Annotated in this window: 26 protein-coding genes; 13 read left to right on the forward strand and 13 right to left on the reverse strand. The window is 70.8% G+C overall.

The window, feature by feature from the left end; translation table 11 throughout:
- Window positions 1–432, forward strand: a complete 432-nt coding sequence (locus AB0P41_RS13490; protein ID WP_356706916.1) for a DUF2000 domain-containing protein — start codon at window positions 1–3, stop codon at window positions 430–432.
- Window positions 433–555: 123 nt separating this feature from the next.
- Window positions 556–840 carry a hypothetical protein gene (locus AB0P41_RS13495; RefSeq protein WP_104791202.1) on the forward strand — a complete coding sequence of 95 codons (285 nt, stop codon included), beginning with the start codon at window positions 556–558 and terminating at the stop codon, window positions 838–840.
- A gap of 28 nt (window positions 841–868) precedes the next feature.
- Here AB0P41_RS13495 and AB0P41_RS13500 read toward each other — a convergent pair whose 3' ends face one another.
- The 6 genes from AB0P41_RS13500 to AB0P41_RS13525 all read right to left on the reverse strand — a co-directional run bounded on the left by AB0P41_RS13500 (window position 869) and on the right by AB0P41_RS13525 (window position 5824).
- Window positions 869–1303 (reverse strand): protein-tyrosine phosphatase family protein, encoded by a 435-nt coding sequence (locus AB0P41_RS13500; RefSeq protein ID WP_365931939.1) that lies wholly within the window; start codon window positions 1301–1303, stop codon window positions 869–871.
- Window positions 1300–1593 carry an HPr family phosphocarrier protein gene (locus tag AB0P41_RS13505; RefSeq protein ID WP_365931942.1) on the reverse strand — a complete coding sequence of 98 codons (294 nt, stop codon included), beginning with the start codon at window positions 1591–1593 and terminating at the stop codon, window positions 1300–1302. The genes AB0P41_RS13500 and AB0P41_RS13505 overlap by 4 nt, the downstream gene beginning before the upstream one ends.
- 45 nt (window positions 1594–1638) lie before the next feature.
- Window positions 1639–3642 carry a fructose-specific PTS transporter subunit EIIC gene (locus tag AB0P41_RS13510; RefSeq protein ID WP_365931944.1) on the reverse strand — a complete coding sequence of 668 codons (2004 nt, stop codon included), beginning with the start codon at window positions 3640–3642 and terminating at the stop codon, window positions 1639–1641.
- An 82-nt stretch (window positions 3643–3724) separates the two neighbouring features.
- Window positions 3725–4672, reverse strand: coding sequence for a 1-phosphofructokinase (gene pfkB / locus AB0P41_RS13515; RefSeq protein WP_365931946.1), 948 nt, complete (start codon window positions 4670–4672; stop codon window positions 3725–3727).
- Window positions 4669–5430: a DeoR/GlpR family DNA-binding transcription regulator gene (locus AB0P41_RS13520; RefSeq protein WP_356707267.1), complete on the reverse strand. Its 762-nt coding sequence runs from the start codon at window positions 5428–5430 to the stop codon at window positions 4669–4671. The genes pfkB and AB0P41_RS13520 overlap by 4 nt, the downstream gene beginning before the upstream one ends.
- 139 nt (window positions 5431–5569) lie before the next feature.
- Entirely contained in the window at window positions 5570–5824 is a 255-nt protein-coding gene (locus AB0P41_RS13525; protein WP_356706906.1) for a DUF6296 family protein, read from the reverse strand.
- Window positions 5825–6100: 276 nt separating this feature from the next.
- Here AB0P41_RS13525 and AB0P41_RS13530 point away from each other — a divergent pair, with 276 nt between their 5' ends.
- On the forward strand, window positions 6101–6355 hold the full coding sequence (locus AB0P41_RS13530) for a DUF5133 domain-containing protein (protein ID WP_356706904.1): 255 nt from the start codon (window positions 6101–6103) through the stop codon (window positions 6353–6355).
- Window positions 6356–6533: 178 nt separating this feature from the next.
- Window positions 6534–7397 (forward strand): PepSY domain-containing protein, encoded by an 864-nt coding sequence (locus AB0P41_RS13535; protein WP_356706902.1) that lies wholly within the window; start codon window positions 6534–6536, stop codon window positions 7395–7397.
- Window positions 7398–7513: 116 nt separating this feature from the next.
- Here AB0P41_RS13535 and AB0P41_RS13540 read toward each other — a convergent pair whose 3' ends face one another.
- Window positions 7514–8944 (reverse strand): hypothetical protein, encoded by a 1431-nt coding sequence (locus AB0P41_RS13540; protein ID WP_365931949.1) that lies wholly within the window; start codon window positions 8942–8944, stop codon window positions 7514–7516.
- A 184-nt stretch (window positions 8945–9128) separates the two neighbouring features.
- Between AB0P41_RS13540 and AB0P41_RS13545 the strand changes: the two genes are divergently transcribed.
- Both AB0P41_RS13545 and AB0P41_RS13550 read left to right on the forward strand, forming a co-directional pair.
- Window positions 9129–10268 carry a hypothetical protein gene (locus tag AB0P41_RS13545; RefSeq protein WP_356706899.1) on the forward strand — a complete coding sequence of 380 codons (1140 nt, stop codon included), beginning with the start codon at window positions 9129–9131 and terminating at the stop codon, window positions 10266–10268.
- Between the two features lie 118 nt (window positions 10269–10386).
- Window positions 10387–11154 (forward strand): NPP1 family protein, encoded by a 768-nt coding sequence (locus AB0P41_RS13550; RefSeq protein ID WP_365931951.1) that lies wholly within the window; start codon window positions 10387–10389, stop codon window positions 11152–11154.
- A gap of 76 nt (window positions 11155–11230) precedes the next feature.
- On the opposite strand, the gene AB0P41_RS13555 is transcribed toward AB0P41_RS13550, so the two are convergent.
- Entirely contained in the window at window positions 11231–11662 is a 432-nt protein-coding gene (locus tag AB0P41_RS13555) for a VOC family protein (protein WP_356706895.1), read from the reverse strand.
- A gap of 173 nt (window positions 11663–11835) precedes the next feature.
- Entirely contained in the window at window positions 11836–12258 is a 423-nt protein-coding gene (locus AB0P41_RS13560; protein WP_356706893.1) for a PPOX class F420-dependent oxidoreductase, read from the reverse strand.
- Between the two features lie 231 nt (window positions 12259–12489).
- Here AB0P41_RS13560 and AB0P41_RS13565 point away from each other — a divergent pair, with 231 nt between their 5' ends.
- Both AB0P41_RS13565 and AB0P41_RS13570 read left to right on the forward strand, forming a co-directional pair.
- The gene (locus tag AB0P41_RS13565) at window positions 12490–12756 is read left to right on the forward strand and encodes a hypothetical protein (RefSeq protein WP_356706891.1); all 267 of its coding nucleotides are present in this window, start codon (window positions 12490–12492) and stop codon (window positions 12754–12756) included.
- Window positions 12757–12869: 113 nt separating this feature from the next.
- Window positions 12870–13451: a DUF1707 domain-containing protein gene (locus AB0P41_RS13570; protein WP_365931954.1), complete on the forward strand. Its 582-nt coding sequence runs from the start codon at window positions 12870–12872 to the stop codon at window positions 13449–13451.
- Between the two features lie 180 nt (window positions 13452–13631).
- On the opposite strand, the gene AB0P41_RS13575 is transcribed toward AB0P41_RS13570, so the two are convergent.
- On the reverse strand, window positions 13632–14591 hold the full coding sequence (locus AB0P41_RS13575) for an alpha/beta fold hydrolase (protein ID WP_365931955.1): 960 nt from the start codon (window positions 14589–14591) through the stop codon (window positions 13632–13634).
- A 221-nt stretch (window positions 14592–14812) separates the two neighbouring features.
- Here AB0P41_RS13575 and AB0P41_RS13580 point away from each other — a divergent pair, with 221 nt between their 5' ends.
- A complete protein-coding gene (locus AB0P41_RS13580) occupies window positions 14813–14983 on the forward strand; it encodes a hypothetical protein (RefSeq protein ID WP_356706885.1) in 171 nt (56 codons plus the stop codon).
- Window positions 14984–15063: 80 nt separating this feature from the next.
- Window positions 15064–15570, forward strand: coding sequence for a GNAT family N-acetyltransferase (locus AB0P41_RS13585; RefSeq protein WP_365931957.1), 507 nt, complete (start codon window positions 15064–15066; stop codon window positions 15568–15570).
- A gap of 35 nt (window positions 15571–15605) precedes the next feature.
- Here the strand turns inward: AB0P41_RS13585 and AB0P41_RS13590 are convergent, their stop codons facing one another.
- Window positions 15606–16496: an LLM class F420-dependent oxidoreductase gene (locus AB0P41_RS13590; protein ID WP_365931960.1), complete on the reverse strand. Its 891-nt coding sequence runs from the start codon at window positions 16494–16496 to the stop codon at window positions 15606–15608.
- A gap of 205 nt (window positions 16497–16701) precedes the next feature.
- Between AB0P41_RS13590 and AB0P41_RS13595 the strand changes: the two genes are divergently transcribed.
- Window positions 16702–17775 (forward strand): glycerophosphodiester phosphodiesterase family protein, encoded by a 1074-nt coding sequence (locus AB0P41_RS13595; RefSeq protein WP_356706879.1) that lies wholly within the window; start codon window positions 16702–16704, stop codon window positions 17773–17775.
- Between the two features lie 24 nt (window positions 17776–17799).
- Here the strand turns inward: AB0P41_RS13595 and AB0P41_RS13600 are convergent, their stop codons facing one another.
- Window positions 17800–19029: an MFS transporter gene (locus tag AB0P41_RS13600; protein ID WP_365931962.1), complete on the reverse strand. Its 1230-nt coding sequence runs from the start codon at window positions 19027–19029 to the stop codon at window positions 17800–17802.
- Between the two features lie 261 nt (window positions 19030–19290).
- Window positions 19291–19899 carry a hypothetical protein gene (locus AB0P41_RS13605; RefSeq protein WP_356706875.1) on the reverse strand — a complete coding sequence of 203 codons (609 nt, stop codon included), beginning with the start codon at window positions 19897–19899 and terminating at the stop codon, window positions 19291–19293.
- Window positions 19900–20418: 519 nt separating this feature from the next.
- Here AB0P41_RS13605 and AB0P41_RS13610 point away from each other — a divergent pair.
- Window positions 20419–20622 carry a cold-shock protein gene (locus AB0P41_RS13610; protein WP_014158060.1) on the forward strand — a complete coding sequence of 68 codons (204 nt, stop codon included), beginning with the start codon at window positions 20419–20421 and terminating at the stop codon, window positions 20620–20622.
- Between the two features lie 107 nt (window positions 20623–20729).
- Window positions 20730–22055: a geranylgeranyl reductase family protein gene (locus tag AB0P41_RS13615; protein WP_365931965.1), complete on the forward strand. Its 1326-nt coding sequence runs from the start codon at window positions 20730–20732 to the stop codon at window positions 22053–22055.
- The last annotated feature ends 35 nt before the right edge of the window (window positions 22056–22090 follow it).

The following is a 22090-nucleotide window of genomic DNA, read 5'->3' on the forward strand; positions in this document are numbered from 1 at the left end:
ATGACCGACGTAAACGCCCCCGTACGCTTCGACACCAAGATCGCCGTGCTGCTCCGCGACGACCTCGAGACCTGGCAGCGCCTCAACGTCACCGCTTTCCTGGTGAGCGGCCTCGGCACACAGGACCCCGAGGTGATCGGGGAACCGTACGCCGACGCCGACGGCACCCCCTACCTGCCCATGTTCCGGCAGCCGGTCCTCGTGTTCGCCGGGCCCAAGGAGCTCCTGACGACCGCGCGCACCAAGGCGGTCACCCGGGGCGTGACCCTTGCCGTGTTCACGTCCGACCTCTTCGCGACCGGCCACGACGAGGCCAACAGGGCGGCCGTCCGGGCGGTGCGCGGGGACGGGATGGATCTGGTGGGTCTGGCCGTGTACGGCCCGCGCAACGCCGTGGACAAGATCCTCAAGGGTGCCTCCATGCACCCCTGAACCGCGCCCGGGCGTCACCGGTCGGATACTCACGGACACACCCGTGCGGGTGACGGTTCCCGGTGCCATACTCGAGACAAGTCCGCTTGACAGGCTTGTCATTGTCCCGAAAGGCGACGCGTCATGAACTGGGCATCGTGGACCACCCTCGGTGTCTTCGCGGGAACCGGCGGAGTGCGCACCGAAGAGGTTGGTGTCGTGAGCGGTGATCTGACCGTGCACACGACGTGGACCGAGAAGCAGGCCGAGGTCGCCGTCCAGTACAGCGGCGCCTCGGACTGGTTCACACTGGCCGGCAGTCCGGTGCCCTGCCCGTCCGAGGAGGCGAGCAGGGCCCTCCACCAGAGCGTCGTCGAGGCGGTACGCGCCGGCGGCGGAGCCACGGTTCCGGCTCCGCACACGGTGTAGTGACACGCACCGCCGGCGTGGCAGGTGGTCAGTCTCCCGCGAAGCCCACCACATACCGCCGTTGCCAGGGCGTCTCCACCGCCCTGGGGTGATAGTTCCGGCGTACGAAGGCCACGGCCTCCTCCGCCGGGACCCCGTCCAGTACGGCCAGGCAGGCCAGAGCCGTACCGGTCCGTCCGCGGCCGCCCGCGCAGGCGACCTCGACCCGCTCGCCCGACGCCCTGCTCCACGCCTCCTGGAGCACCGCGCGCGCCGTGCTCCTGTCGGAGGGCAGACGGAAGTCGGGCCAGCGCAGCCACCGGGACTCCCAGGCCACCGGGGGAGGAGGACCGCCCAGGAGATGGACGGCGAACGTGGGCTCCGGTCCCGTGGGGAGCGGACGTCTCAGGCCGCGGCCACGGACCAGCCGGCCCGACGGCAGGCCCATCACGCCTTCACCAACCGGGTCCCAGCTCTCCGTCATGCTCGGTCCTTGCTGTCGAGGTCCTGATGGTCGAGGTCCTGGGAGAGCAGGCTAGCCAGCTCCTCCACCGCGTCCGGCGCGCTTTCGCCCACGGCTGACAGCACGAGCGCGTCACCGTGCTGCGCCGCGAGGGCGAGCACCGAGAGCATGCTCCGGGCGTCGACCGGGGCGCTGCCCTCGCGTGCGACGGTTACGGGGACCGGCTGCCGCATGGCCGCCTGGACGAAGAGCGAGGCGGGGCGGGCGTGCAGGCCGCTGCGGGAGCCGACGGAGACGGTGCGCTGGTACACGGGTTCACTCCAGGGTCGAAGAGGGTGTTCGGGGAGGGGCGGAGATCAGGCGGCCACGGCGACACCGGAACCGTCGCCGGCCGTGGCGGCGGCCTTCGGGCTCCGCCGCATGCCCTTGAGGGTGACGACCAGTGCGGTGGACACCACGGTGCCGGCGGCGATCGCCAGCAGGTAGAGGAGGGGCTCGCCGATGAGCGGCACGACGAAGACACCGCCGTGCGGGGCCCGGAGCGTGCAGCCGAACGCCATGGACAGCGCGCCCGTGACAGCCCCGCCGGCCATCACGGAGGGGATGACCCGCAGGGGGTCCGCCGCGGCGAAGGGGATCGCGCCCTCGGTGATGAAGGAGGCTCCCAGCACCCACGCGGCCCGGCCGTTCTCCCGCTCGGTCCGGGTGAACAGCCCGCGGCGTACGGTCGTCGCGAGGGCCATCGCCAGTGGAGGCACCATGCCGGCCGCCATCACCGCGGCCATGACCTTGAGACTGCCGGGTGTCGGATCGGCCAGCCCGCCGACCGCGAAGGCGTAGGCGACCTTGTTCAGCGGGCCGCCCATGTCGAAGCACATCATCAGACCGAGAACCACGCCGAGGATCACCGCGTTGGAACCGGACAGCCCGTTCAGCCAGTCGGTGAGGGCGTTCTGGAGGGAGGCGATCGGCTTGCCGACCACGATGAACATCAGGAAGCCGACCACGGCCGACGCCAGCAGGGGGATCACCAGCACCGGCATGATGCCGCGCAGCGTGGGATGCACCTTCACCCGCTGGATCGCCATCACCGCCGCACCGGCCAGCAGCCCCGCGACCAGACCGCCGAGGAAACCCGCGTCGATGGTGAGCGCGATGGCGCCGCCGACGAATCCTGGTACGAGCGCCGGCCGGTCCGCCATCCCGTAGGCGATGTACCCCGCCAGCACCGGGACCAGGAAGCCGAAGGCCGCGGTTCCGATCTGGTTCAGCAGGGCGGCCCAGCTGGCCGCCTCGCCCCAGACGAAGTGGTCGGCCACCGACTTCGCGCTCGCGATCTCGTAGCCGCCGATCGCGAACGAGAGGGCGATGAGCAGCCCCCCGGCGGCGACGAACGGCACCATGTAGCTGACGCCGGACATCAGATAGGTACGGAGCCGGACACCGAAGTGACCGGACGCCCCCGCTGGACCGCCCGTGCCGGCCCCCGGCTCGTCGGGGTCTTCGGCGACCCCGCTGATCTCTCCGCGCCCGGCCTTGCGCCGGGCTTCGGCGATGAGCTCGGAAGGCCGGTTGATCCCGGCCTTCACTCCGGCGTCGACCACCGGCTTTCCGCCGAACCGGGCCTTCTCCCGTACGTCGACGTCGTGCGCCCAGATGACGGCGTCGGCGGCGGCGATCACCGCCGGATCCAGCCGCTCGAAACCGGCGGATCCCTGGGTCTCGACGTCCAGGACGACACCCTGGGCGCGCGCGGCCGCCTCCAGCGACTCGGCGGCCATGTAGGTGTGCGCGATCCCGGTCGGACACGACGTGACGGCGACGATGCGGAAGGGTTCGGCCGTCTCCTCCACCGCCGCGGTGTCCTGCGGATCCTCCACCGCCGCGGTGTCCTGCGGATCCTCCACCGCCGCGGGGACCTCTTCGCCGCGGATCAGGGCCGCCGCGGCGGCGGGATCACCCTCCGCCCGCAGGGCGCCGGTGAAGCCCGGGTCCATGAGCCGGCGTGCCAGGCTCGACAGGATGGTGAGGTGGTCGTCGTCCGCACCCGCGGGCGCGGCTATCAGGAAGACGAGATCCGCGGGGCCGTCCGCTGCACCGAAGTCGATGCCCCCGGCGCTGCGGCCGAAGGCCAGCGTCGGCTCGGTGACGTGCTCGCTCCGGCAGTGCGGAATGCCGATGCCGCCGTCCAGGCCGGTCGGCATCTGGGCCTCGCGCGCCGCCACGTCGGCGAGGAAGCCGTCGAGGTCCGTGACGCGGCCGGCCTCGACCATCCGTCCGGCCAGTGAACGGGCGGCCGCGCTCTTCGTCTCGGCGGAAAGATCGAGATCGACCAGTTCCGCGGTGATGAGCTCACTCATCGCGGGGCTCCTTGCTCGTGGACCGCCCGGGGACGGGGCGGGGGGACGGGGGCGTCGTACGTCTGGACAAGGACGAGGGCGGTCATGCGGCCTGCTGGGTGAGAGCCAGGTCCAGGGGGATGTCCGCGGTGGTGACCACCGCGGACGGATCGAGGTCGGCGGGCGTGGGCATGGCGCTTCCGGGCAGCTGCACGGCCGCGGCGCCGTGCGCCACCGCGGCCGACAGCGCTGCCCGGCCCGTTCCGCCGGCGGACAGGAACCCCGCGAGCGAGGCGTCCCCCGCGCCGACGTCGCTGCGGACGGCATCCACCCGCGCCACGGCGAAGTGTGCTCCCGACGGTTCCACCAGCAGCTGACCGACGGCGCCCAGGCTGGCGAGCACCGAACGTGCGCCGAGCTCGCACAGCTCCTGCGCCGCCTTCAGCGCGTCACCGACCGTCGCGAGCGGACGGCCCACGGCCTCGGCGAGTTCCTGGACGTTCGGCTTGATCACGTCCGGCCGCTCGCCCAACGCGGCGACGAGCGCGGCGCCGGAGGTGTCGAGCGCGATCCGCACCCCGGCCCGGTGGCTGCGGGCGACCAGTTCGGCGTACCACCGGGGCGGCAGTCCGCGCGGCAGACTTCCGCAGCAGGCGATCCAGTCCGCGCCCGCCGACCGGGTCCGGACGGTCTCCAGCAGGCGCTCGGCCTCGGCGGGGGCGAGCTCGGGGCCTGCCGCGTTCACCTTGGTCAGCGTGCCGTCGGGTTCGACGAGGGTGACGTTGACGCGGGTGCTGCCGGCGATCGGCACCCCCGCGGACTCGATGCCGTGCTCTCCGAGCAGCCGGGCCAGCAGCGCTCCCTCGGGGCCGCCCAGCGGTGCGACAGCCACCGTACGGTGCCCGGCGGCGGCGACCGCGCGGGAGACGTTGACGCCCTTGCCGCCGGGATCGACCCGGTCCGCGGTGGCCCGGAGGACGGCGCCACGGGTGAGCCCGGGGAGTTCGTACGTGCGGTCGAGGCTCGGATTGGGAGTGACGGTCAGGATCATGCGCGTACCACTTCCGTGCCCCGGCTCTCGATGGCCCGGGCGTCCTCGGGGCTCAGCCCCGTGTCCGTGATCAGCAGGTCGACGTGGGAGAGATCGCCGAAGCGTGCGAAGTGCTGCTGCCCGGACTTGCCCGAGTCGGCGAGGAGCACCACTCTGCGGGCCGCGGCGATCACGGCACGCTTCACGGCGGCCTCGGCCAGATCAGGAGTGGTCAGGCCGCCGTCGGGCGAGAAGCCGTTGGTGGCCAGGAAGACGACATCGGCGTTGATCTCGGCGTACGCGCTCAGCGCCCAGGCGTCGACGGCCGCGCGGGTGCGGTGCCGCACCCTGCCGCCGACCAGGTGCAGCGCGATCTCCGGGTGGTCGGAGAGACGAGCGGCCACGGGCAGGGCATGGGTGACCACCGTGAGGCACGAGTCGAGGGGGACGGCGCCGGCCAGCCTGACCGTCGTCGTCCCGGCATCGATGATGATGTTGCCCTCGGCCGGCAGTTCGCCCAGGGCCGCGGCGGCGATGCGGTCCTTCTCGTCCGCCGCCACGGTGTCGCGCTCGGCGAGATCCGGCTCGAAGCCGAGCCGCCCGGCAGGAATCGCGCCGCCGTGCACCCGGCGGAGGAGCCCCGCCCGGTCGAGCGTCCTGAGGTCACGCCGGATCGTCTCCGCCGTCACCTGGAACTCCTCGGCCAGGGACAGCACATCGACGCGCCCGCTCTGGCCGGCGATGCGGAGAATTTCTTGCTGCCGCTCCGGTGCGTACATGTGGTTACGTTTCCGTTTCATGCCCGAGTCTGTTGTTTCACCGGCAGACTACGGTCGCACCTCGGGAAAGTAAACACATTCGGGCGAAGAGTGGGCATGAACGGACTCATGAAACAGCGATGCGGCGCTCCTGCACTCCTCAGCCGGTGCCGTGGGCGGCGGGTCGCGGGCTCAGCGGCCGGGCCAGCAGTGGCGCCCCCAGGACCTGATGGCCGCCGCTCGCCTGCATGCGCACCTCGCCGCGCTCGCTGATCTCGGCACGCACGATGCCGGTCTCATCGGCGTAGACCGGATAGCCACCCGCGCCGTAACGGTCCGTGAGGCGGACGACGACCACGTCGTCCTCGGCGCCGCCCGCCTGGAATATGAGCTCGTAACTCTCCGGGTAATCCATGACCCACCTCCTGACCGGGCCCGGCAGCAGCCGCTCGCCCGTCATCTCCATTGTTTCGCACCGGAGCTCACGGCGCTCCGGGAGCACGCACGGCTGACCCTCCGTGACTGCGGATGCGGAAAGGGTGAGGCGGGGCGACCATCATCTGCAAGGGACCGGACGCGTGCTGTCAGCTTCGCACGGCCGCCCGTGACGCCAGGCGGTACCGCCGGCGCGATCGGACTTCGTCGGCGCGGGGCCCACGGGCTCCCGGCCGCCCTGTGGAGAGGAACTGCCGTGCTGATGGCCAATCCCGCAACGCTGCGGAATCTCGTCAAGCGCTACGAGACACTGCGAAGCTCCCATGCGCGGCTGGGCACTTCCGAGAGCAGCCGTCGACTCGAGGACGTCTCCTACACCCTCTGCGTCACCACCGGAACCAGGACCGTGCCCGACGCGCTGGCTGCCGCGGCGGCCCAGTTGCGCGCCGTCCCGACGGCGGGATCGCTGGGCCCCGCACCCGGGCCGGCCCAGGTCCAGCTGACCGCCTGACGCCGCACAGCGCCCGCGGGAACGGCGCCGGTTCCGTGGGACCGGCGCCGTTCGTCTGCCCGGAAACCACCGGCAGGGGCTCGCACGACACGCCGAATGGGCGGACGGCGCCGTCGATCGGGTGACACCCAGCGGTCGGACAACATGACTGTCGGCGCCGACGGCTAGGCATGCAAGCATGAGATTTGAGCCCCGCCGAAACAAGACCGTTTCCCCGCGCACCCGCCGGCTCCGCGTCACCGGCGGCGCCCTGTGCGCCGCCGCTCTTGCCGCCACCCTCGTGACCGGCTGTGGTCAGGACAGCGGCGACGAGACCGCCGCGGCGACCTCCGAGGCCGCGAAGGTCCTTCCGAACCAGACGACCAGCCCTTCCGGGAGCGTTTCGGGGAGTCCCTCCGAGACGGCCCAGTTGACCCAGGACCAGGCCGAGCGCAAGGAACTGCTGTCGACCGTCAAGGTCACCTTCGACAAGGCCGCAACGACGGCCGTCGGTGAGGTGTCCGGTGGCAAGCTGACCGATCTGGACCTTGAGGGTGTCGACGACGAGGACGACGACGACGCGACCGGCAGCCCGAGCCCGACCGGCAGCCCGACCGGAGGCACCAGCCCGAGTCCCGAAGGCAGCGCCAGCCCGGGCGGGACCGGCAGCCCCAGTCCCAGCGGCAGCCCGAGCCCGAGCGGCAGCGCCGCCAGCCCGAAGTGGGTCGCGGAGGTCGTGGAGGAGGACGGCACCGCCCACAACGTGACCATCGACGCGGTGTCCGGAGCCGTCATCGATTCCGCGCCGGACGCCGATCAGAGCGCCTCCGACAAGCAGGAGCTGGCCGACCAGCTCTCCAAGGCGACGCAGACGCCCCAGCAGGCCGCCAAGGTCGCCACGGACAAGAAGCCCGGCAAGGTCACCTCGATCGCTCTCGACGAGAACGACAGCAATGTTCTGGTCTGGCAGGTCGACGTGGTCTCCAAGGACTGGAAGAAGACGACCTTCGACGTGGACGCGGCCAAGGGCACGATCACGGACGAGCAGGTCGACAACGACTGACCACAGCACCGACGGACTCACCGGTGGCGTGCCGCATCGCGGTGCGCCACCGATGTGCGTTCCGGACCCGCCGGGCTCTGGGGGAGGGCGCCCCGCGAACGTCCCGCCTCACGGGCTCAGGGTGCGATCCCCACGTCTCCGAGGCGGCTCCACCTCCTCTCCTGCGCCCTCGTCATCGCCGGCCAGTGGGTCGCCCCCGCACGGGGAGCAACCCGCGAGGCATAGGAGGCGGGACGATGGTCAGGCCGGAAGTAGCATCCGGTCCCGTGCTCGGCGTCGAAGGCGGGGCAGGAGGCCGCGACGGACGACGGAGTCGGCTTACGGCCCGTCCGTACCCACCCGGACAGCGCTGAGACCGCCGTGGCGTACTCCGACGCGCTGAGACCGCTGTGCTCGCCCTCCTGGGTGAACGTCTGCACGAGGTGACGGTCGCGGTGAGCGCCCTCCAGACTGTCGCGGTACGCCGCCTCGTGCTCGACGAAGGCGGTGGGGTCGTCGATGGCGTGCATGGTCAGCACCGGGACGGACACCGCCCCGGTCACATCACTGTCGTACGACAGGTCGCGCCGCGCCGAGGCGTCGGCGGAGAACCGTTCGACCCCGGCGTTCAGTGCCGCGTCGTCGTGCGAGCCGCTGTAGCGCACGTGCTGGTTACCGAAAGGGCTGCGCAGACCGACTCGCCGGACGATGTCGCGGAAGGTGAAGGTCGCGAAGGAGAGGTGCGATTCGAGGGTCCGTTCGGGAATCTTCGTGACCGCGAGGATGTCGTCCAGGTTCCGCTGCTGGAGGGGAGTCCGGTCCGCGGGCTGCGAGGCGTGACCCGTGCACTCCTGAAGCCTGGCTCGCAGGCCCGCCCCGGTCATGGCCGAGTCCTCGCGGAGCCCCATCCAGAGGGGGTACGAGGGCTCGGACGGGCGTGGGTGGTTCTGGCAGTAGTACTGGTAGACGACACGGAGGTCCACCCGGTAGTCGTAGCCGCGGGAGCCGCCCGCGAGGACACCGTTCGTGAGCAGCGCGCCGTCGTAGGGCGAGCGGGAGCCGCCGTACATCTCGATGGTCTTCGCCGCCACGTTCCCGCCCCAGGACTGCCCGTGGATCAGCGTGGTGCTCGGGCGTCCGAACCGCTCCGTGAACAGCCGGCGCAGACTCTCCGTGTCCGCGGCCGCCATCCTCGTCCCGTATCCGCCGCGACGGTAGGCCGAACCGGCCCAGGCGTAGCCCTCGTCGACCATGACCGACCAGCGCTCGAGGTCGTCACCGCTGCGCTGCGGGTCCGACTCGTCGCCCAGCCCGGGCCCGCCGTGGGCGTGTATGACCAGCGTTCCGTTCCAGGTGTGGGGGATGGCGACGGTGTAGTGGGCGCCGTGGGAGTCCTGGCCGGCGTAGCACGTGGCCTTCGCCGCCAGGTCCGCCGGGCAGGCGACCGTGCCGGGCGTCGCGGCCGCCGGCCGGGCCGGGCCGATGACGCCCGCGGCGAGCATCCCCGCGACACAGCCCGCCGTCACCGCGGACAGCACCCTGCGGGAACGCGGCTTCAGCCGCTTCATGGGAAAGGCGAACACGGTACTGCCTCCTGGCTCTTCGCTCCGCTGCATGCCGGCCGATGCTAGCCACGCCCCGGAGATCCGCCAGGGGCCCCGCGATTGCGTTCATATCGTTTACCGGTGGACAGCTGGGCACGTACTTCAGTGCGAACGGTGACTTCGGCCGTTCGCGCGCGTTGTACAGGGCGTGCCCGCATCTTTCTCCAGCCCGCCCAACGTCCCTGCCGCGCCGGTGGTGAAGCCGAAGCCCTTCCTGCTGACGCCCCGACAGGGAGAAGCCGCCCGCGCGCTCATGGCCTATGTGGGCTCGCTGCCGCTGCGGGGAGCCGATGCGCAGCTTCTCGCGGTCGTCGTCTCCATCCGGGCGGTCCGGCGTGGAATCGGCAACCTCACCGGGCAGGACCTGCGTTCGCTGCGGCTCTCCGACCCCGAGGGCGCCGTCACCTCCTTGGCCGCACTGGGCTGGCGGGGGCAGGAGGCCCTGCTCGGCGAGGACATGGTCACACCCGTGGCCGTAGCGGTGCCGGACCTCACGGACCGGCCGGACACCCGGCTGCCCTTCGGCAAGGTGATGCGGTCCAGGGTGTCGGGCTGGACGGCCCGGACCATGGCGGTCAAACCGGTCAAGAAGACCTCGACCGCCGCACGACTGGCCGCACTGTTCCTGGCCGCCCACGGTCCGGCCGACGAGCACGGCACGCTGCCGGCCCACCTGCCCGAGGACTGCCGGGCCGCCCTGCCCGAACTGCTCGCCAAGGGGTTCCTGTGCGAGTTGGACGGTGAGCGGTATCTGCTCTCCGAAGCCGTCCGGCACACGTCCGGAATGCGCCCTCCGTCCGACACCCCGCCCAGGGCCCGCGAGGAGCCGGAGGCGGAGCGGCTGAGCTGGGACGCGTGGAAGGACCGGGCGAGCGTGGCCCTGCGGCGGCACGTAGAAGCGGTTGAGGCCTGCCCCGAGTGCTCCCTGACCACGGCCAGGGTCTCGGAGGCCTTCATGCGCACGGCGGTTCCCGCCCAGTTCGAGGAGAAGGTACGCGCGGCCTACGCGGCCTGGGAGGCCAAGTACCCCGACCAGGGGCCGGCCGCCGCGGAGTTCGCCGCAGCCTTCCGTGCCGCGCACGGTCACGGACCCTCCGTCAAACAACTCTGCGGAGCGATGGGCTGGGGGAAGATGTCACGGGAGCTTCGCATTTACGTCATCCGCCGGTTGATCGCCGAGGGCTGGCTGATGAACACCGATCCGGTGCCGTGGACCCTGCGCCCGGGCAAGGCCGCCCAGGCCGGCACACCCGGGGCGACGGCCGCCCGTGGTGGGCGCAGGAGCTGAGGCGTCGCCCTTCGACGCATGACCCGGTGAACCCCCAGGGTTCGATGTGCTTGTGATGGGCATGTCATGCGTAGTGCGCGCGTGCCCCCCACGTTCACGCGCCGACCGGGAGGACGCAGTGAGAAGCAGCGCACCGATCCGTGAAGCAGCACTTGTCCTGACCAGTGCCGTCGCGTTGGTCATCACCTCCGCGAGCAGTGCGCTCGCCGCACCGCCGGCCGCGCTGCCCGCGAACGCGGCCGCGATGGAGCAGGCGTTCCAGCCGGCGTACGACTACGACACCGACGGCTGCTACCCCACACCGGCGATCGGCCCCGACGGAACGATCGCCCCCGGTCTCAACACCACCGGCGCGGTCAACGGAAGTTGCCGTGACGCCGTGGATCTGGACAACACCAACGGCTACGCCCGCTCCATGTGCAACAACGGGTGGTGCGCCGTCATGTACGGGCTCTACTTCGAGAAGGACCAGGCAGTGGCCGGCAGCGGGCTCGGCGGACACCGGCACGACTGGGAGCACGTCGTGGTGTGGGTCCGGAACAACGAGGCCCGCTACGTGTCAACCTCCGCCCACGGCGACTTCGACGTCCACGCCGGTGACCGGATCCGGTGGGACGGAACCCATCCGAAGATCGTCTATCACAAGGACGGGGCGAGCACCCACTGCTTCCGCCCCGCGAACGCCAACGACGAGCCGCCGGAGAACCACTACGGCGAGTGGCGGTTCCCGGCCCTCGTCGGCTGGGACGGCTACCCGGCCGGCCTGCGGGACAAGCTGGTCCAGGCGGACTTCGGGAGCGCGGTCCTCGGCCTCAAGGACGGGAATTTCGCCGCCCATCTGCAAAAGGCCCTACCGGCCGGCATCCCCTTCGATCCCTACGCCTGACGTGGGCGAGGCGGGCGACGTCGCGAACCCGCTCCGGTGCGGGGCGGACGGACACGCGGTCGCCCCGGCGAGGTGCCTAGCGGGCCGACAGTTCGGAGGGCGCCTCCTGGACCACCCATCCGTTGCCGTCCGGATCGGCGAAGGACATGAACGAATTCCAGGTGTCCCCCTTGCCCTCCTCCCAGCCCGTCGCACCGACATGCCGGATGGGGGAGACATCCACGCCCCGGCCCACCAACTCCTCACGTGCCGCCTCGATGTCCGTCACGCAGACCTGGAGACCCTGCAGAGTTCCGGGAGCCATCACCTTCTCCCCGGGGAAGGCGGGCATCCCCTGGAGCATGGCGATCGAACACCGCGAACCCGGCGGCGTCATCTGGATGATGCGCATACCGGGGGCGACCTCGTCGTCCAGGTCCAAGGTGAAGCCGGCCTTCTCCGAGTAGAACGCCTTCGCCCGGTCCATGTCGGTGACAGGGATCGGGACGACCTCGAGTGTCCAGTTCATGGAGCCTCCTCAGCAGCCTGTGTGCCTGGAGGTCCACCGTCACCCACGAGGCAGCCGCATCGCACGCCGAAACGCCAGCAAGGCCCGCACTTCGACCATTTACTCCGCCGGGGCCCCGGCGCCGGTACCCGGAGCGACTCCCGGCCCGGGCCCTGACGCCCCGGGCGAAGATCCTAGGTAGCAGCCTGGGAGCTGTCCCGGAAGCCGCCCCAGCCGTGCCAGCGGTCGATCTCGATCCAGGCGTTGACCCGAGCACGCTCGCGGTCCGCGTACGGCTGGCCGAGGTACTGCCGGGACAGCCGGTCGATGCCGGCCAGGCCCTCGTCGTCGCTCATCTCGACGACGCGCCCGATCAGGGTCACATGGGTGTACCAGTCGGAGTCGTCGAGCACCGTCAGGGTGACACGGGGATCCCGGCGTACGTGGTCGAGGCGCTTGCGCCCCTCGTCCATGTTGACCAGCACCCGGCCGTCCTCCCAGAGGTACCAGGTGGCCGTGGACACCGGCTGCCCGTCAGAGCGAAGGGTGGCGATCACAGCCGGGTTCGGCTTACGGAGCATTGCCACCGCGGCCTCGGGAAGCGGAGGTTTCGACATGTTCTCTCCTCTGTCTCGTGCTGCGCCCTCCCCGTGACGGTGAACCCCATGATCCAAAGGGCGCGCCTCCACGCTGCCACACGACGTGAGCGGCGGCCGGTACCGCCCCACGCTGCGCGTCCGCGCCCAGCAGCACACGGCCCGCTGCCCACGGCTTCCGCATGAGACCGGTGCGCCGCGGTCGGTCCCGTGCCGGGGGGAATTGTCGGTGGTGGCTGTGATGCTGGAGCCATGGACGAACTGATGAGACGCCGCGTCTACGGTGCCGACCACGACGACCCCGACCCGGGGCCGCGGCCCGGGCACGTCTACGTGGAACTGATCGGCGGCCCGCTGGACGGGCTGCTCCTGGATGTGACCGGCTGGTCCGAGGAGCGTCTCGCCGTGGGGGCCGCGCTGGGCACGGAGCTCGGGAAGTTCGGTGCGGGAGGACGCGCGGTGTACGGGCCCGTGACCGGCGATCCCGGACGCTGGGCCTGGGAGGCGGACAGTCCTTGAGCCGGACGCCTCCCATCGCGGTGAGGGCGGGCGCCGGTTCGACTTCCCGCCTCGGCCCTGCTCGTGTGCGCCCGCAGTACCTCACCGGTCATGCACTCGTTATCATCGGCAGCATGAGCGCTGAGCCCTCACATCCCGTCCCCCTGCGCGCTTCCGACGCGGACCGCGAAGCCGTGGTGGCGGAGTTGCAGGATGCGGCGGCCGACGGCCGCATCGACCTCGACGAGCTGGGGGCGCGGCTGGAAGTGGCCCTGGCCGCCAGGACGCACGACGAGCTGGCGCCGCTCACCGCCGATCTGCTGCCCGCCCTGGCGCCGGCTCAGCCGCTGCTGCTGAAAGGTGGCGTCGCCGGCGCCGTGCGGGAGGGGGCGTGGCGTGTACCCGGGCAGATCAAGGCGTACGGCGGCATGGGCAGCGTCAAGATCGACTTCACCCGGGTCGAGTGCCGGCTGCGCGTGGTGGAGATCGAGGTGGACGGGCAGGCCGGTGGCGTCGAGATCGTGGTCCCTGACGGCTGGGTGGTCGAGGTGGGGGAGCTGGACCCCGGTCTGGCCGGCCTGCGGAACAGGACGACGGACCGGAAGCTCCCGGGCACACCCCTGATCCGGCTGACCGGCACATGTGGGATGGGCGGAGTGACTGTCCGTCATCCCAAGCGCGGCGAACGCCGCAAGCTGCTGCGGGAGACCGGCTGAGCAGAGCCATGCGTGGGCATCGGCCGACGCGGCCCTCCAGACACCCTCAGCCGGTCGTTGCCCGGAGGCGGCTAGGGCGGCGATCGCCGTAACTCCTGATGTCCCGGGGTGTGTTGCTGGGCGAGAGCGACGGTCCTCAGCCTCCGCCGGCCGGTCGCCCCGGAAGGGCAGGCCCGGGTCCTATTTGGTTTCGACCCGTCCGAACGCGTGAGGGCCGGTCGTCAGCGCTTCACACGCCGCCTGCCACGCCGGGTCCCCGGCGTAGAGCTGGGTGCGGAGGTAGGCCCAGGTGAGCCGCTGGACCGCGGACACCCGCTCCGGGCTCTCGTCCGTGGTCTCGGCGACGTCATATCCGGAGACCCCGCCGAGCGCGTGCTCCGCGTCGAACAGAGTGAGCAGTGCCTTGGGACCCGATGAGTGGGCGTACGCATCTGTGTGCCATTCCGGGCCCCGGACGGTCAGATGCGGCGAAGAGTCCTTCTCACCCGCGACCACGAGTGTAGGCGTCGTCATCGTGGAGAAGTCCGTGGTCGAAACGAAGGGGAGGTTCTCGGCCGCGTAATCGGTCAGGGCGTCCCCGCCCCTGCCGGGTGCCGCCAGCAGTACTCCCGCCCTGATCCGGGGATCTGCCAGAGCCACTTCCGCTCCGTCTTCGGGGTCGGTGATCCGGGCTCCCAGCAGCACGCTCGCGGTATGCCCGCCCATCGAGTGCCCGACCACGGCGACCCTGGTCCGGTCCAGTCGTCCGAGGAGTTGCGGGACGGCGGTCTCGATCGCGTCGAGCTGGTCGAGGACGCTGCTCATGTCCTCGGCCCGCGAACGCCAGTGCAGGGGTGCGCCGGGGGTCTCCGGATCCAGGCTCAGTGTCCTCGAACTCAGATGCGTCGGCTGAATCACGGCGAACCCGTGCGCCGCCCAGAAGTTGGCCAGAGGGGCGTAACCGTTCAGTGAGGAGAGGTGGTTCGACGGGCCCTGCCCGTGTGAGAGGAGGACGACCGGCAGGCCACTCCCGGTCACGGGTACGGAGACCCGCACCTCCAGGTCCACGGCGCGTCCCGGAGCCGGCAGCGTCACCGGACTGACCGACAGGACGGGGGCGGGGGAGCCGAATGCGTCCGCGGCTCGGGCTGAATCACTCATCTGCATGTCCATTCGATATCGACACAACGTCCCCGCCGCGGGTTCGGTTCGGCCGGGCGTGGGCGGGCTGAGGCGTCCGGCTCAGCGCTGCTGAACCGGAGCGTCGTTCCGTTCACAATATGGAGCGACGTTCCGTTTTGTCAACGATTACCTCGCCTCCACCCCCGCCTGATCCAGGGATGCGGGGGCACATGTGTTCCAACAACGGAAGGGGCAACATCATGCTGGGTATAGCCGCGGCGGTCTTGTTCTTCATCGCCTTTCTGATCAACGCCGCCGACATCGCGACGAATGACATCTTCGCCTCGACGAACGTCATGCTCATCGGCCTCATCGCGCTGGCCCTGCACGTCGCGGGCATCGGAAACGGCCGGCGTGCCGGCCGACGATGAGGGCCGGGCCGCCCGGTGTTCTCGCCTGCCCGGGGCGGCCCACGCGGGGGCCGCCCCGGGCAGGCGAGGACGATGTCCTCATGCGTATCCGCCCCGTGAACATCGACGAGCTTCCGCTGCTCCAGGACATCGAGCGAGCCGCCGGACAGTGCTTCCGTGACATCGGCATGCCCGAGATCGCCGAGGACGAGCCACTACCGGTCGGTGAACTGGCGCGCTACCTGAGGAACGGGACGGCCTGGGTCGCCGTCGATGAGGCGGACGCTCCAGTGGCCTACCTCATCGCTGAACGCGTGGACGGGAACCTCCACGTCGAGCAGGTGTCGGTCCACCCGGATCAGGCGCGTCGCGCCGTCGGCCGCGGGCTGCTGGCCCACCTGGCCCGTCACGCCTCGGCCGACGGCGCGCCTGCCCTCACCCTCACCACGTTCGCCGAGGTCCCCTGGAACGCGCCCTATTACGCGCGCTGCGGCTTCCACCCGCTCGACGACAGCCAGATCGGCCCCGGCCTGCGGGAAATCCGACGGGAGGAGGCCGCTCACGGCCTGGACCGATGGCCAAGGGTCTGCATGCGCCGGGACCTGTGACCCCGTGCGCGCGGTGTCTCTCGCGAAGGCGGCCCCTACAGCTCGTCGCCGAACGCCTCTGCCAGCTCACGCCATTCGGCCCGCGGCAGGCCGCTGCCACCCCCGTCCGCGGTGAGGACCTGGAGTGCGACGTGGTCGGCGCCGGCGTCGAGGTACTCCTGGGTACGGGCCTTCACACGCCCGGCGTCACCCAGGGCGAAGAGCGCGTCGAGGAGACGTACGCTGCCGCCGCCGTCGAAGTCGCTCTCCGCGAATCCCAGGCGCAGCAGGTTGTCCGTGTAGTTGGGCAGCTGGAGATACATCGCCAGCATGTTCCGTGCGGTGGTGCGGGCCCGGTCGGTGTCGGTGTCGAGGACCACCGAGAGTTCCGGGGCGAGCAACGCGTCGGGTCCGAGTGCCGTACGCGCCTCCGCGGTGTGCTCCGCGGTGACGAGGTAGGGGTGTGCTCCCAGCGCGCGCTCGGTGGCGAGCTTCAGCATCTTCGGGCCGAGCGCGGCGAGGACCCGGCGCCGCGGGCCCACCGGTGGGTTCGCGGCGTCGAGCGCGTCGAGATAGGCGACCATCGCGCTGTACGGCTTCGTGTACTGCGGCACCATCGGGCCGTGGCTGACGCCCAGGCCGAGCACCAGCCGTCCGGGCGCGCTCGCTTCGATCTCGGCGATGCCGGCAGCCACCTCCTCGGCGGAGTGGTCCCAGATGCTCAGGATGCCGGTGGCCACGGTGACCGTGCGGGAGGCGGCGACAACAGCCGCGGCGTCGTCGACCGAGGGACTGCCCCCGATCCAGAGAGTGCCGTACTTCAGCTCTTCGAGCTCGGCGACCGCTTCCGTGATCGCGCCCCTGCCCGCGTCGTCCGTACGTGACGCGTGCAGCGCACCGCTCCAGATGCCGACCCGGCCGAATGTCTCATGCGTCTCAGAAGTCATGGTGATGCCAACACCCACCTGTACCCGCTATTCCCCGCAGGTCAGGAATCACCCGGACGGCGGCGCCGTGAAGAGCAGCCCGAGGCTTCCCCGGAAGGGACCGTTACGCGTACGTTCATGATTTCCATGCTGTGGGGCCTTGTGCGGGCCGGATCCCCAGGATTGGCTTCGCGGCGTCCGGTCCGACGCAACAGACGAGGCACACATGTCCCTGAGGCACGCAGTCGCCGGCCTGGCCCTTCTGCCCGCGCTCGCCGTCCCGGCGACCGCGCAGGCGGCCACGGCCCCCCACAAGCACGAACCGGTTCACAGGGCCGCCTTCGACCTGCAGGCCCACCGGGGAGGCCTCGGTCTGACCACGGAGGCATCCATCGAGGGTTTCGCCAAAGCGATACGCATGGGTGTCAGCACTCTGGAGCTGGACACCCAGGTCACCAAGGACCGGAAGGTGGTGGTGACTCACGACCGACAGGTAAGCGCCCAGAAGTGCGAGGACACCGGTCCGCTCACACCCGGTGACCCGATGTACCCGTATGTCGGCAAGTACATCAAGGACCTGACACTCGCGCAGATCAGGAGCATGGACTGCGGCTTCCAGCAGTTGCCCGGCTTCCCTGAGCAGGAACAGATCAAGGGCCACCGCATGGTGGAACTGAAGGATGTCCTCGACCTGGTGAAGAGTTACGGCGCGAAGCGGCTCAAGCTGAACATCGAGACGAAGGTGGAGGCCGGAGCGCCGGAGCAGACCGCCCCGCGCAAGCTGTTCGTGCGCCGCGTTCACGAGGAGATCCGCCGTTCCGGCATCGGCGGGCAGGTGTCCGTCCAGTCCTTCGACTGGGGGGCGCTCAAGGAGATGCACGAGATCGCGCCCGCCTACCCTCTGGTGGCGCTGACGAACCACGACTTCCTCGAAGTGGGGAAGCCCGGCGCCTCCCCCTGGCTCGGCGGCATCGACGCCGACGACTACGACGGTGACTTCGTGCGGGCAGCCGCGTCAGTCCCCGGTGTGACCGCGCTGTCCCCGAACTACGGATTCCCGCAGAACGGGACAGTCGCGGATCCCGGTTTCCGGTTCTACCCCGACAGGAAGATGATCCGGGACGCGCACCGGCGCGGACTGGAGGTCATCCCCTGGACCTGTGACGACCCGGCCACCGTCGAGGCGCTCATGGACATGGGCGTCGACGGAATCATCACCGACTATCCCGACCGCGTACGGGACATCATGGCCGCTCGTGGCATGCCTCTGCCCAGGGCGTACCCGGCGCCGCGTCACTGACGACGCCGGTCGGAGGCGGACCGGCTACGTGCGGGACCGGCTGCTCGCATGCCCGTTCCGCAGCACACCGGCGCAGAGGAGCGCGAGCAGCCCGGCGAGTGGCACCACCAGGAGGCCGACACGGAGACTCGTGGCGTCGGTGACCAGCCCGACGACCGGGGGCGAGGCCAGGAAGCCCAGACGCATCAGCCAGGAGACGATCGCCAGCCCCGATCCGGGCTTGAGGCCCGGCAGTTCGTCGGCCTCGTGCATGGCCGCGGGTACGAGTGTCGCCACCCCGAACCCGGCCGCGGCGAAACCCAGGATGGTGCCGGACACCGAGGGCACCGCAAGCGCGAGGCCCATGCCGGCTGCCGCGATCAGACCGCCTGCCCGCGCCACGGTGCGCTGGCCGAACCGGTCGACAAGCCGGTCGCCGACGATGCGGCCGATGAACTGGGCCCCCACCAGGGCGATGTAGCCGAAGGCGGCCAGAGTGACCGAGGCGTGCAGGGACCCGGAGAGGTAGAGCGTCGCCCAGGAACTGCCCGCGTCCTCGACGAGGGTTCCTGCCGTCGCGATGAGCACGAGGGCAGCCAGCACGTAGACGGTGCGCCGCCGGGCCGTCGCCTCATGGCCCGGCGCGCGGTCCACACGGCCGCCGGCCTCCGGAGCAGGAGCCGGCTCACTCTCCGGGCCGGACAAGCAGTACCGCAGGGCGACGCACGCCGCGACCGCGAACACCACAGCGGAGATCGTCAGGTGCTGGCCCCTCGAGAGACCGAGCGCGATCGCGGCGGCGGCCATGGACCCTCCGGTGACGGCGCCGATCGACCAGATCGCGTGGAAGGAATTGATGATGGAGCGCCCGTACCGGCGCTGCACCCGCAGCCCATGGGCGTTCTGCGCGACATCGGTGACGGCGTCCATGGCGCCGGCCAGGAACAGCGCTCCAGCCAAGAGTACGACCGAGTCGGCCAGCCCTGCGGCGAGAATGCCCGCACCCGTCAGCAGGGTGCCCAGCACCGCCGCCCGCGCCGAACCCAGCCTGCGGATGGCGGCGCCCGCCGCGAGACCGGCGGCGATGGCCCCCGCCGGGAACGCCGCGACGGCCAGCCCGTACACGGCGTTGCTCATGTCCAGGTCGGCTTTGATCTGCGGATATCGCGGCAGCAGGTTGGCGAAGAGGGCCCCGTTGGTGAAGAACAGCACGGCAACGGCTACCCGGGCCTGCCGCTCGGCCAGGGCGGGCCGGCTCGGCGCGTCGACAGTCATACGGGGACCCTACAGCCCAAGCGTACGAACGTACACTCCCTAATCTGTGCGGTACACGTTTCCCGGGTCGGGCCGGCCGTATCCGGGCGAGGCTTCTGTTTCTCCGCGGCGACGGCCTCTCCGCAGCGACGGCCTGGGAGTCACTCGGGGACGGGGCAGCCGGGAGGCGGGGGTGAGGCGCGCCTCTCCGGCCGCCGCTTCGACGACAACGCCGTGGATGCACGTGCTGGACCCCGCGGGCCCCCAGCCCTTGACCCGCGGTTACTCGGCAGCAGCGCCGGCGCCGCTGACGGCCGCGGCGGAGACAGGGCTGTAGTAGACGGAGCGGCCCTGCTTGGAGCGCTCCAGCAGCCCGTGCGCGACCCCCTGCTCAAGCGTGTTGCGCACCACGGTGACCTGGGTCGTCCGCTGGGGATGCGCCTCGCTCAGGGCGGCTGCCACCTCTGCCGCGGACCTCGGCTCCCGCTGATCCGCGAGATACCCCGTGACCAACTCGCGCCACGTCGGCTCCCCGGCTTTCTTGGGCGCCGCGCTCCGGTCGGAGGCGACCGGCTTCTGTTCAGCCCGAGGCTTCGAACCGCTGCCGCTCTTCTTCACCGCGGCCTTCCCCTTGGAGCGCCGCGCGGCCGGGACGGAAGCCGCCTCCTTGCCCGCCTTGGACTTGCGTGCGGCGGGCTCCCCGGCGCCGCCGAGCACCTCTTGCATCTTGACCAGGATGCGCTCACCCTCCTCCAACTGGACGAGCTCGTCCTGCAGTCGGGTCAGTTCGGCGCGCGTCCGGTCCTGCTCGTTCCGGTTCGCCGCGAGATCGTCGGTGATCCGCTGGGCGTAGTCCGCGCTGATGCCGGATGTAGGAGTGTTTTCGGACATGCAGTCCTCGTCCTTCGCTGGGTGTCTCGAATACCTATGGCGGCTGATGCTACCGACATCGACGTAGGTAACCCCTCAGCGGATACCGAACTGCCACAAATACGGGGCTCGTCCGTGGGCTGGAACGCGGAAGGCCGGGGCGCCGGGCCGTAGGTGTGCGGCCTTCCGCGCCTGCGGTGTCCCCGCGATGTTGGCCCGAAGTCGTGCCTCGGGGAAAGCGACCACGAGGCGCCGGACGTGCATCGTGCGTGGCGCGTCGCCGTGAGCCGTCCGGTGACACACACGTCCACGGTGCACGCCCAGAACGCTCCGTAGGAGTGAGCGTAGCCAGCCGGACGCACACATAGCGCCGTTGCTCTCTGGTGGGGGCCGGTTTCGCCATGTAGCGTCATCGCCAGATGTCGTGGTTCGCCGTACCAGCCCGCGCTTCGGTGCGGGCGCTTCGCTGTATCGGTGCGGACCCACGACACCCCCGGGACCGCGAGGTGCGGATCCGGATATCAAAGGGAAGGCACCAGCATGGCCAGCGGAACCGTCAAGTGGTTCAACGCCGAAAAGGGTTTCGGCTTCATCCAGCAGGACGGCGGCGGGCCGGACGTCTTCGCTCACTACTCCGCCATCAACGCGACCGGCTTCCGTGAGCTCCAGGAAGGCCAGGCCGTCACCTTCGACGTCACCCAGGGCCAGAAGGGCCCGCAGGCGGAGAACATCACGACTGCCTGACGCGCAGGTCGAGATCGCCCAGGCCCCCGGACAGCACGATCCGGGGGCCTGGTGTCTCGCACACGCCCAACTCGCCGGCACCGCCCCGCTCATGGAGGAGTCAGCACGTGGAGTCAGACGACGGTGTGACGGGCGGCGATCACCGGGCACAGGTGATCGTGGTGGGCGCGGGACCCGCGGGATCGGCCGCGGCGCTCCACCTGGCACGGGCCGGCGTCGACGTACTGCTGCTCGAGAAGGGCCGCTTCCCCCGGGACAAGGTGTGCGGTGACGGTCTCACACCGCGAGGGGTGCAGCAGCTGGTGCGCATGGGCGTCGACATCGACGCTCCCGGCTGGATGCGCACCAAAGGCATGCGATGGGTCTGCGGAGGGCGCCAGGTACACATCGACTGGCCTCGCTCCGGCAGCCACCCGGACTTCGGTCTCACCCGCTCCCGCCACGACTTCGACGACATCCTCGCCCGGCAGGCCGTGGCCGCCGGCGCGCGGTTGTGCCTGGAGACCAAGGCGACGGGCCCCTTGACCGACCGTGCGGGCCGGATCATCGGGGTGAGTACGGTCGCGGGAGCCGACAAGCAGCCGACGAACTACCACGCGCCCGTGGTGATCGCCGCGGACGGCGCCTCCGCCCGGACCGCCCTCGCCATGGGGCTGGAGCGCGACCCGAACAGGCCGATGGCCACCGCCGCTCGCCGCTACTACCGCAGCGAGGCCCGCACCCATGACCCCTACCTGGAGCTCTGGGCCGACCTGCTCTGCTCCCGTACCGGCCGCGACCTGCCGGGATACGGATGGATCTTCCCGCTCGGCGACGGCCGCGTGAACGTCGGCCTGGGCGCCCTCCCGCACCGCGGCCACGGATCCGTGGACCTGCGGGCCACCATGGACCGCTGGCTGACCCGGGTGCCCCAGCACTGGGATCTGCGGGAGGAGCACGCCGATTCGCCGCTGCGCAGCGCCGCGCTGCCCATGGGGTTCAACCGCAGACCTCAGTACCGTCGTGGGCTGCTCCTGGTCGGTGACAGCGCGGGCATGGTCAGTCCATGGAGCGGTGAGGGCATCGTCCAGGCCATGGAAGCGGGCGAGGTCGCGGCCGAAACCGTCGCTCTCGCCCTGCACCGGCCGGCCGGCCCCGGGCGCGAACAGGCTCTGGATCAGTACGCGAGCGAGGTGAACCGCCGCTGGGGACGCTACTACCGGCTCGGCAACACCGTCGCCGAACTGGTGCTCGCACGCTACGGATACCGGCCGCTCCTCAGCCGCCGTGTCATGGCGTCGCCCGCTCTGGTGCACACCCTCGCCCGGCTGCTGACACACGGAAGCGACGCACCGTCCGACGACCTGACCGACACACTCGTCCGCGGCATCGTACGGATGGTCCCGTCGCCCGGCAGGCGCACGCGAGCGCTGGGTGCTCGGCGTCCCCGGTGACCGCGGCACATCACGGGTATCCGCAAGGGACGTGG

Source organism: Streptomyces sp. NPDC079167 (assembly GCF_040686735.1).
GTDB lineage: Bacteria > Actinomycetota > Actinomycetes > Streptomycetales > Streptomycetaceae > Streptomyces.

What these genes read in the sequence shown, in the direction of transcription:
- AB0P41_RS13490 (WP_356706916.1), top strand. Translation starts at nt 1, where the DNA reads ATGACCGACGTAAACGCCCCCGTACGCTTCGACACCAAGATCGCCGTG.
- AB0P41_RS13580 (WP_356706885.1), top strand. Translation starts at nt 14,813, where the DNA reads ATGCTGGGTATAGCCGCGGCGGTCTTGTTCTTCATCGCCTTTCTGATC.
- AB0P41_RS13570 (WP_365931954.1), top strand. Translation starts at nt 12,870, where the DNA reads ATGAGCGCTGAGCCCTCACATCCCGTCCCCCTGCGCGCTTCCGACGCG.
- pfkB (WP_365931946.1), bottom strand. Translation starts at nt 4,672, where the DNA reads ATGATCCTGACCGTCACTCCCAATCCGAGCCTCGACCGCACGTACGAA.
- AB0P41_RS13540 (WP_365931949.1), bottom strand. Translation starts at nt 8,944, where the DNA reads ATGAAGCGGCTGAAGCCGCGTTCCCGCAGGGTGCTGTCCGCGGTGACG.
- AB0P41_RS13610 (WP_014158060.1), top strand. Translation starts at nt 20,419, where the DNA reads ATGGCCAGCGGAACCGTCAAGTGGTTCAACGCCGAAAAGGGTTTCGGC.
- AB0P41_RS13525 (WP_356706906.1), bottom strand. Translation starts at nt 5,824, where the DNA reads ATGGATTACCCGGAGAGTTACGAGCTCATATTCCAGGCGGGCGGCGCC.
- AB0P41_RS13575 (WP_365931955.1), bottom strand. Translation starts at nt 14,591, where the DNA reads ATGAGTGATTCAGCCCGAGCCGCGGACGCATTCGGCTCCCCCGCCCCC.
- AB0P41_RS13560 (WP_356706893.1), bottom strand. Translation starts at nt 12,258, where the DNA reads ATGTCGAAACCTCCGCTTCCCGAGGCCGCGGTGGCAATGCTCCGTAAG.
- AB0P41_RS13555 (WP_356706895.1), bottom strand. Translation starts at nt 11,662, where the DNA reads ATGAACTGGACACTCGAGGTCGTCCCGATCCCTGTCACCGACATGGAC.
- AB0P41_RS13585 (WP_365931957.1), top strand. Translation starts at nt 15,064, where the DNA reads ATGCGTATCCGCCCCGTGAACATCGACGAGCTTCCGCTGCTCCAGGAC.
- AB0P41_RS13500 (WP_365931939.1), bottom strand. Translation starts at nt 1,303, where the DNA reads ATGACGGAGAGCTGGGACCCGGTTGGTGAAGGCGTGATGGGCCTGCCG.
- AB0P41_RS13535 (WP_356706902.1), top strand. Translation starts at nt 6,534, where the DNA reads ATGAGATTTGAGCCCCGCCGAAACAAGACCGTTTCCCCGCGCACCCGC.
- AB0P41_RS13590 (WP_365931960.1), bottom strand. Translation starts at nt 16,496, where the DNA reads ATGACTTCTGAGACGCATGAGACATTCGGCCGGGTCGGCATCTGGAGC.
- AB0P41_RS13565 (WP_356706891.1), top strand. Translation starts at nt 12,490, where the DNA reads ATGGACGAACTGATGAGACGCCGCGTCTACGGTGCCGACCACGACGAC.
- AB0P41_RS13600 (WP_365931962.1), bottom strand. Translation starts at nt 19,029, where the DNA reads ATGACTGTCGACGCGCCGAGCCGGCCCGCCCTGGCCGAGCGGCAGGCC.
- AB0P41_RS13510 (WP_365931944.1), bottom strand. Translation starts at nt 3,642, where the DNA reads ATGAGTGAGCTCATCACCGCGGAACTGGTCGATCTCGATCTTTCCGCC.
- AB0P41_RS13495 (WP_104791202.1), top strand. Translation starts at nt 556, where the DNA reads ATGAACTGGGCATCGTGGACCACCCTCGGTGTCTTCGCGGGAACCGGC.
- AB0P41_RS13605 (WP_356706875.1), bottom strand. Translation starts at nt 19,899, where the DNA reads ATGTCCGAAAACACTCCTACATCCGGCATCAGCGCGGACTACGCCCAG.
- AB0P41_RS13520 (WP_356707267.1), bottom strand. Translation starts at nt 5,430, where the DNA reads ATGTACGCACCGGAGCGGCAGCAAGAAATTCTCCGCATCGCCGGCCAG.
- AB0P41_RS13595 (WP_356706879.1), top strand. Translation starts at nt 16,702, where the DNA reads ATGTCCCTGAGGCACGCAGTCGCCGGCCTGGCCCTTCTGCCCGCGCTC.